The organism is Streptomyces sp. NPDC002265 (assembly GCF_040296125.1).
Lineage (GTDB): Bacteria > Actinomycetota > Actinomycetes > Streptomycetales > Streptomycetaceae > Streptomyces.
The window spans coordinates 1-6,621 of sequence record NZ_JBEOWS010000450.1 but is presented as its reverse complement, the minus strand read 5'-3'; the positions used below and the strand labels follow the sequence as shown (position 1 = coordinate 6,621).

Annotated in this window: 6 protein-coding genes; all 6 read right to left on the bottom strand. The window is 74.1% G+C overall.

The window, feature by feature from the left end; genetic code table 11:
• Window positions 1-50: 50 nt before the first annotated feature.
• Window positions 51-1,112 carry a hydrogenase expression/formation protein HypE gene (gene hypE / locus ABT085_RS42170; RefSeq protein WP_351621174.1) on the bottom strand — a complete coding sequence of 354 codons (1,062 nt, stop codon included), beginning with the start codon at window positions 1,110-1,112 and terminating at the stop codon, window positions 51-53.
• Window positions 1,105-2,229, bottom strand: a complete 1,125-nt coding sequence (gene hypD, locus ABT085_RS42165; protein WP_351621172.1) for a hydrogenase formation protein HypD — start codon at window positions 2,227-2,229, stop codon at window positions 1,105-1,107. Before hypD ends, hypE begins: the two co-directional genes overlap by 8 nt.
• On the bottom strand, window positions 2,226-2,543 hold the full coding sequence (locus tag ABT085_RS42160; RefSeq protein WP_351621169.1) for a HypC/HybG/HupF family hydrogenase formation chaperone: 318 nt from the start codon (window positions 2,541-2,543) through the stop codon (window positions 2,226-2,228). The genes hypD and ABT085_RS42160 overlap by 4 nt, the downstream gene beginning before the upstream one ends.
• A gap of 98 nt (window positions 2,544-2,641) precedes the next feature.
• Complete coding sequence (gene hypF, locus ABT085_RS42155) at window positions 2,642-5,161, bottom strand: carbamoyltransferase HypF (RefSeq protein ID WP_351621166.1); 2,520 nt, start codon at window positions 5,159-5,161, stop codon at window positions 2,642-2,644.
• The gene (hypB, locus tag ABT085_RS42150; RefSeq protein WP_351621163.1) at window positions 5,158-6,030 is read right to left on the bottom strand and encodes a hydrogenase nickel incorporation protein HypB; all 873 of its coding nucleotides are present in this window, start codon (window positions 6,028-6,030) and stop codon (window positions 5,158-5,160) included. Before hypB ends, hypF begins: the two co-directional genes overlap by 4 nt.
• Before the next feature lie 3 nt (window positions 6,031-6,033).
• Window positions 6,034-6,429: a hydrogenase maturation nickel metallochaperone HypA gene (gene hypA / locus ABT085_RS42145; RefSeq protein ID WP_351621160.1), complete on the bottom strand. Its 396-nt coding sequence runs from the start codon at window positions 6,427-6,429 to the stop codon at window positions 6,034-6,036.
• Window positions 6,430-6,621 lie beyond the last annotated feature (192 nt).

Below are 6,621 nucleotides of genomic sequence, written 5' to 3'. Positions count from 1 at the left end.
CGGGTGGCCCCCTCGACGGCCGGGCGCCACCCGGTGAGGCGGGGTCCGCGTCAGCAGATCCGCGGGAGCTGTTCCCCGATCGGCAGGTCGACCACGCGGGTGCCGCCCAGCGGGGTGCGGGCCACCACCATGCCGGGGTGCTCCTCGACGGCCTCTCCGATGATCGCCGCGCCCGTGCCCAGCGGATGGGCCCGCATCGCGGCCAGGACCGCGTCGGCGCTCTCGCGCGGGACGAAGGCGACCAGCTTGCCCTCGTTGGCGACGTACATGGGGTCCAGGCCCAGGATGGCGCACGCGTTGGCCACGGCCGGCGGGACGGGCAGGTCGCGCTCCCGGAGGACCACGCCCGTGCCGGAGGCCGCCGCGATCTCGTTGAGCGCGGCAGCCAGCCCGCCGCGGGTGGGATCGCGCAGCACATGAAGATCCGGGGTGACCGCGAGCATCGCCTCGACCAGCGAGCCCAGCGCCGCGCAGTCGCTCTCCAGCTCCACGCCGAACTCCAGGCCCTCCCGGACGCTCATGATCGCCACTCCGTGGACGCCGATCCCGCCGCTGACGATCACGACGTCGCCGGGCACGACCCGCTGCGGCCGCAGGTCCACGCCCGCCGGGATCAGGCCGATGCCCGCGGTGTTGATGAAGATCCCGTCGCCGTGGCCCGCCTCCACCACCTTGGTGTCGCCGGTCGCCACCTCGACGCCCGCGGCCCGCGCCGCGGCACCCAGGGCCTTGGCCACCCGGTCGACCACCTCCAGCTCGACGCCTTCCTCCAGGACGAAGCCGCAGGAGAGGTAGGCGGCGCGGGCTCCGCTCATCGCGAGGTCGTTGACGGTGCCGTTGACGGCCAGGTCGCCGATGCTGCCGCCGGGGAAGAACAGCGGCCGCACCACGAAGGTGTCGGTGGAGAACGCCAGCCGTACGCCGCCCAGGGTGAGCGCGGCGGCGTCGCCCATGCCCGCGAGGACCGTGCCCCCGTAGGCGGGCGCGAAGATGTCCCGCACCAGCTCGGCGGAGAGCGCTCCGCCGCCGCCGTGGCCCATGACGATCCGGGGCCGCTCGCGCACGGGGGCGGGACAGCTCCAGGTCGCGGGGTCGAGGGTGATCTCAGACAACGGGGCTCGCCTCCCGGGCAGCGGTGGGGATGTCCAGTCGCCGGTAGAGGTAGTACGCGGCGCAGGCGCCCTCGCTGGAGACCATGGTGGCTCCGAGCGGGGTGCGGGGGGTGCACAGGGTGCCGAAGGCCTCGCACTCGTGCGGTTTGAGCAGTCCTTGGAGGACCTCGCCGCTGCGGCACTCCTCCGGTTCGAGGGTGCGGATGCCGGTGACGGCGAACCGGTGCTCGGCGTCGTAGGCCCGGTACTTCTCGGACAGCCGCCAGCCGCTGTCGGGGATGACGCCGATGCCGCGCCAGGCGCGGTCGGTGACCTCGAAGACGTCCTCCAGCATGGCCCGGGCGGTCGCGTTGCCCTCGGGGCGGACGGCGCGGGCGTAGGCGTTGTCCACGGTGTGCTCGCCGCGCTCCAGCTGGCGGACGGTACGGCGTACCCCTTCCAGGATGTCGAGCGGCTCGAAGCCGGTGACGACGATCGGCACCCGGTGGCGTTCGGCCAGCTCCGGGTACTCCCCCACGCCCATCACGCTGCACACGTGACCCGCGGCGAGGAAGCCCTGGACCCGGCAGCTCGGGGAGCGCATGATCGCCTCGATGGCGGGGGGCACCCGCACGTGCGACACCAGCAGGCTGAAGTTGCGGATGCCGAGCTTCCTGGCCTGATGGACCGTCATGGCGTTGGGGGGCGCCGTGGTCTCGAAGCCGATGCCGAAGAACACGACCTGACGGTCCGGGTTCTGCCGGGCGATCCGCAGCGCGTCGAGGGGCGAGTAGACGACGCGTACGTCGCCGCCCTCGCCCCGCACCTGGAACAGGTCGCGTCCGGTTCCGGGGACCCGCAGCATGTCGCCGAAGGAGCAGAAGATCACCTCGGGGCGGGAGGCGATCTCCAGTGCCTTGTCGATGACCTCCAGCGGGGTGACGCAGACCGGACAGCCCGGCCCGTGGATCAACTCGACCTCGTCCGGCAGGAGTTGGTCGATGCCATGGCGGATGATGGTGTGGGTCTGTCCGCCGCACACCTCCATCAGCGCCCACGGCCTGGTCACCGTGGCATGGATGTCGTCGAGGAGCCTGCGGGCCAGCCCGGGGTCCTGGAACTCGTCGATGTACTTCATTTCCGCGTCTCCTCGATGACGTGCCCGCCGGACTCGGTCGGCGCGGCCGCGCCCGCCGCCGCCTCCCAGGGGTCGCCGAACTCCTCCTGGAGCATGCCGAGGGTGGCGAAGAGCTCCAGCGTCCGCTTCGCCGACTCCTCGTCCAGCCGTTGCAGGGCGAACCCGACGTGGACGATGGCGTACTCGCCGACCTGGAGGTCGGGCAGGTATTCCAGGCACACCTCCTTGACCACGCCGCCGAAGTCGACGCTGGCCATCCGGGTGCCGTCGCGTTCCTCGATGTCCAGCACTCGGCCGGGTACCGCCAGGCACATGGGCCTCTCCTCGCTGTGGGTCGTTCGCGTCGCCCGTGCTGCCGGGCAGGTGTCCGGTGCTGTCGGGCAGTTGTCCGTCCGGCGATGCGGGCGGTCGGTCACCCGTAGGTGTCGTGAGGCCGGTCCCTGACGCGGGCGGCCACCACGAGCTGGCCGAGCGCCAGTCCGCCGTCGCCCGGCGGGACCAGGCGGTGGCGCAGGACCGTGAAGCCGTCCGCGCGCAGGGCGGCACAACAGGTCGATGACAGCAGGGTGTTGGCGAACACCCCGCCGGTCAGGGCGACCGTGTCGAGCCCGTGCCGGGCGCGGGCCCGGACACAGACCGCGTGCACGAGGGCCGCCACCGCCCGGTGGAAACGGGCCGCGACCAGACCCGTGTCCACGCCCGCCCGCAATTCGGCGACGATGCGCGCGAGGACGGGCGCGGGATCGGCGTGCAGCACGCCGTCGCCGTCCGGGCCGCCATCGCCCGTACCACCGCCGTCGGAGCCGTACGGGTCACCCATGCGGTACGGGCCGTACGGGTCGCCCATGCCGTACGGGCCGTACGGGCCTTCGTCGGGTCTGCGGGCGCGCAGTGCGAACGCGTAGGTGCCGGTGTCCTCTTCGGACGACCCCACGGCGGCCCCCTCCAGCTCGACGGCCGCCTGCGCCTCGTAACCGGCCCGGTGGCACACCCCCAGGAGCGAGGACACGGCGTCGAAGAGCCGGCCCATGCTGGAGGTGGGGACGCAGTTCAGACCACGCGCCAACTGCCGTTCCAGTACCGGCAGTTCGTCGTCCGGGCAGGCGGCGACGCAGGGCAGGTCGGCCGACCAGGCGAGGCCTGCCGCGCGCAGATGGGAGAGCGCCATGCGGTACGGGCGGCGTACGGCGGTGTCGCCGCCGGGCAGCGGGACCGGGGCGAGATGTCCGAACCGGGTGAACCCGTCGTAGTCCGCGAGCAGGATCTCGCCGCCCCAGACCGTGCCGTCGTCGCCGTGTCCGGTGCCGTCGAAGGCGACGCCGATCACCGGGCGGCCGCCGTCCAGCCCGTGTTCGGCCATGGCCGCGGCGATATGGGCGTGGTGGTGCTGGACGCGCTCGACGGCCCGCCCGCGCGCGTTGCGCTCGGCCCAGGCGGCCGAGCGGTAGCCGGGATGCCGGTCGGCCGCCAGCAGTCCCGGCCGCACCCCGGTGATCGACTCCAGCTGGACCGTGGCCCGTTCGAAGGCCCGCTGGGTGCTCAGGTCGTCCATGTCACCGATGTGCGCGGACAGCCAGGCTTTGCGGTCCTCGCCGAGGCAGAACGCGTTCTTCAGGTCGCCGCCCACGGCGAGGGCGGGCCGCACGGGCACCGGGAGCGGCAAAGGCAGCGGCGCGTAGCCGCGGGCGCGCCGGATCACCAGCGGCTCGCCGTCGCAGATCCGTACGACGGAGTCGTCGCACGGCACCTGGATCGGCCGGTCGTGGGTGAGCCAGGCGTCGGCCAGCGGCGCCAGCCGGTGCAGTGCCTCGGTGTCGTCGGTGACGATCGGCTCACCGGCCACGTTGCCGCTGGTCATGACGAGCAGCCGGGGCCCGTCGGGATCGCCGGGCAGTCCGAGCAGCAGATGGTGCACGGGCGTGTAGGGAAGCAGCACGCCGAGGTCCGGGCTGCCGGGCGCGACGGCGGCGGCCGGCCGTACCGCGCCCGGCCGCTCCTGCGGGTCGGACCCGGTACGTCGGCGCAGCAGTACGACGGGCCGGGCGGCGCCCTCGATCAGCGTCCGCTCCTCGGGTCCCAGCCGGACGAGGTGCGCGATGTCGTCCACCGTCCGCGCCATGACGGCGAACGGTTTGTCGCCGCGGGCCTTGCGGCGGCGCAGCGCCGCGACCGCGTCGGGATTCGTGGCGTCGCAGGCCAGGTGGTAGCCGCCCAGGCCCTTCACCGCGAGGACGGCTCCGGCCGCCAGGAGTTCACGGGCGTCGGCCACCGGGTCCGCCCCGGGGGCGGGTCGGGGCGGATCGCCGGGAACCTCGGCCGGGACGAGCAGGCGCAGCCGGGGTCCGCAGGCGGGGCAGGCGACCGGCTGGGCGTGGAAGCGGCGGTCGGCCGGATCGGCGTACTCCCGGGCGCAGTCGGCGCACATCGCGAAGTCCGCCATGGTGGTGTGTGCCCGGTCGTACGGCACCCCGGTGACGATCGTGAACCGCGGTCCGCAGTGGGTGCAGTTGACGAACGGGTGGCGGTGGCGGCGGTCGGCCGGGTCCGCCAGTTCGCGCAGGCAGTCGGCGCAGGTGGCGGTGTCGGGCGAGACCAGGGTGCGGGCGGGGCCGTCGGTGTGGGAGGCCAGGATGGTGAACGCGCCGCCGCCGGTGGCGGGCACCTCCTGGTGGTCGACGGACTCCACCCGGGCCAGCGGCGGCGCCTGGGCGGCGATCCGCTCGCAGAAGGAGGCGACCGCCGAGGCTGCCCCCTCGACCTCGGCGACGACGCCCTCCGGGGTGTTGGTCACATGGCCGGTCAGGTCGAGCGCGGTGGCGAGGGTGTAGAGGTAGGGCCGGAAGCCGACGCCCTGGACCACGCCGCGGACGGTGACGCGGCGGCGCTGCGGCCGGTCGCCGGCGCGGGCGGGCGCGGGCGGTGGTGCGCTCACGGGTGGGTGCGGGGCACGGCGTCGGCGTGGGTGCCGGGACGGGCGTGGGCGTGGGTGCCGGCCTGGCTGTGACTGTGACTGTCGCCGTGGTTGTGGCTGTCGCTGTGACCGGGCGGGTGCTCGTGCGCGTGGCCTTCCGGAAGCGGGTGCTCGTGCGCGTGGGCGTGGGTGTGCGCGTCGGCGGTGCGGGCCATGACCGGGACGTGCGGGGACGCGCCGTCCGCCGCCGCCAGCGCCCGGTCCAGCATGGCGCCGACCCCCCGGCCGTGCCGTGCGGAGGTCAGCACCACCTCGACGCCGGGGTTGACCCGCTCGACATGCGCGCGGAACGCGGTCTCGTCGAAGTCGACGGCCTCCGCGAGGTCGGTCTTGGTGACGACCACCAGCTGGGCGAGGCCGAAGGCGGTGGGGTACTTCAGCGGCTTGTCCTCGCCCTCGGTCACGGAGGCGAGGACGACGCGCAGCGTCTCGCCGAGGTCGTAGGAGGCGGGGCAGACGAGATTGCCGACGTTCTCCACGAACAGCAGCCGGGTGTCGTCGGGCAGCCAGCCGCGCAGGTGCCCGGCGAGCATGGCGGACTCCAGGTGGCACAGGCCGTCGGTGAGGACCTGCTTGACCGGTACGCCCGAGCGGGCGAGCCGTACGGCGTCGTTCTCGGTGGCGAGGTCGGCGGTGAGTGCCGCGACGGGCACCGACCGCTCGCGCGCGAGCAGCAGCTCGCGTTCCAGCAGGGCGGTCTTGCCGCTGCCGGGGCTGGAGAGGATGTTGACGACCGCGGTCCCGCGCGCGGTCAGTTCGGCGCGCAGGGTCTGCGCGCCCGCGTCGTTCTTGGCCAGTACGGCCTGCCTCAGGTCGACCACGCGGCACATGGTTCAGCGCTCCTCGGGGATCGGTTCGCGGGCTGGTTCGGGCGTCCTGCCGTCGTCCCAGTGCACTGCGGCGATCTGTAGTTCACGGCCCGCCCGGAGGTCGGTGCCGGCTCCGCCGCAGCGCGGGCAGCTCAGCAGGGGCGGGATGCCGACGGCCCATTCGTGCGCGCACGGCGCGCAGCGGGCCCGTCCCGGCACGGTCTCGGTGACCAGTTCGGCGCCTTCGAGGACGGTCCCGGCGCAGGCCAGTTCGAAGCAGAAGGCCAGGGCGTCGGGCACGACACCGGCCAGTTCGCCCACCAGGAGCCGTACCGAGCGCACGGCCGTGACGTCACCGGCCCGCTCGGCCGCCTCCTCCACCTGGCCGATCACCGCCAGCGCGATGGACATCTCGTGCATCGGTCTCCGTCCGCCCGGTCCGCGCCGACCGCCGCCGACCGCCAGGGGGTCGACCGGCCCGTCGGGCGGAGCGTCCGCCGCCCTCATTAGAAGGGAGCCGTCCGGGGGCGGCGGACCGGCGCGCCGTCGCCGGGCGGGCGGGTACGCCGTTCGCCGCAACGCGCGCCGTGCCCTTCCGGCCGGATGCCTCCC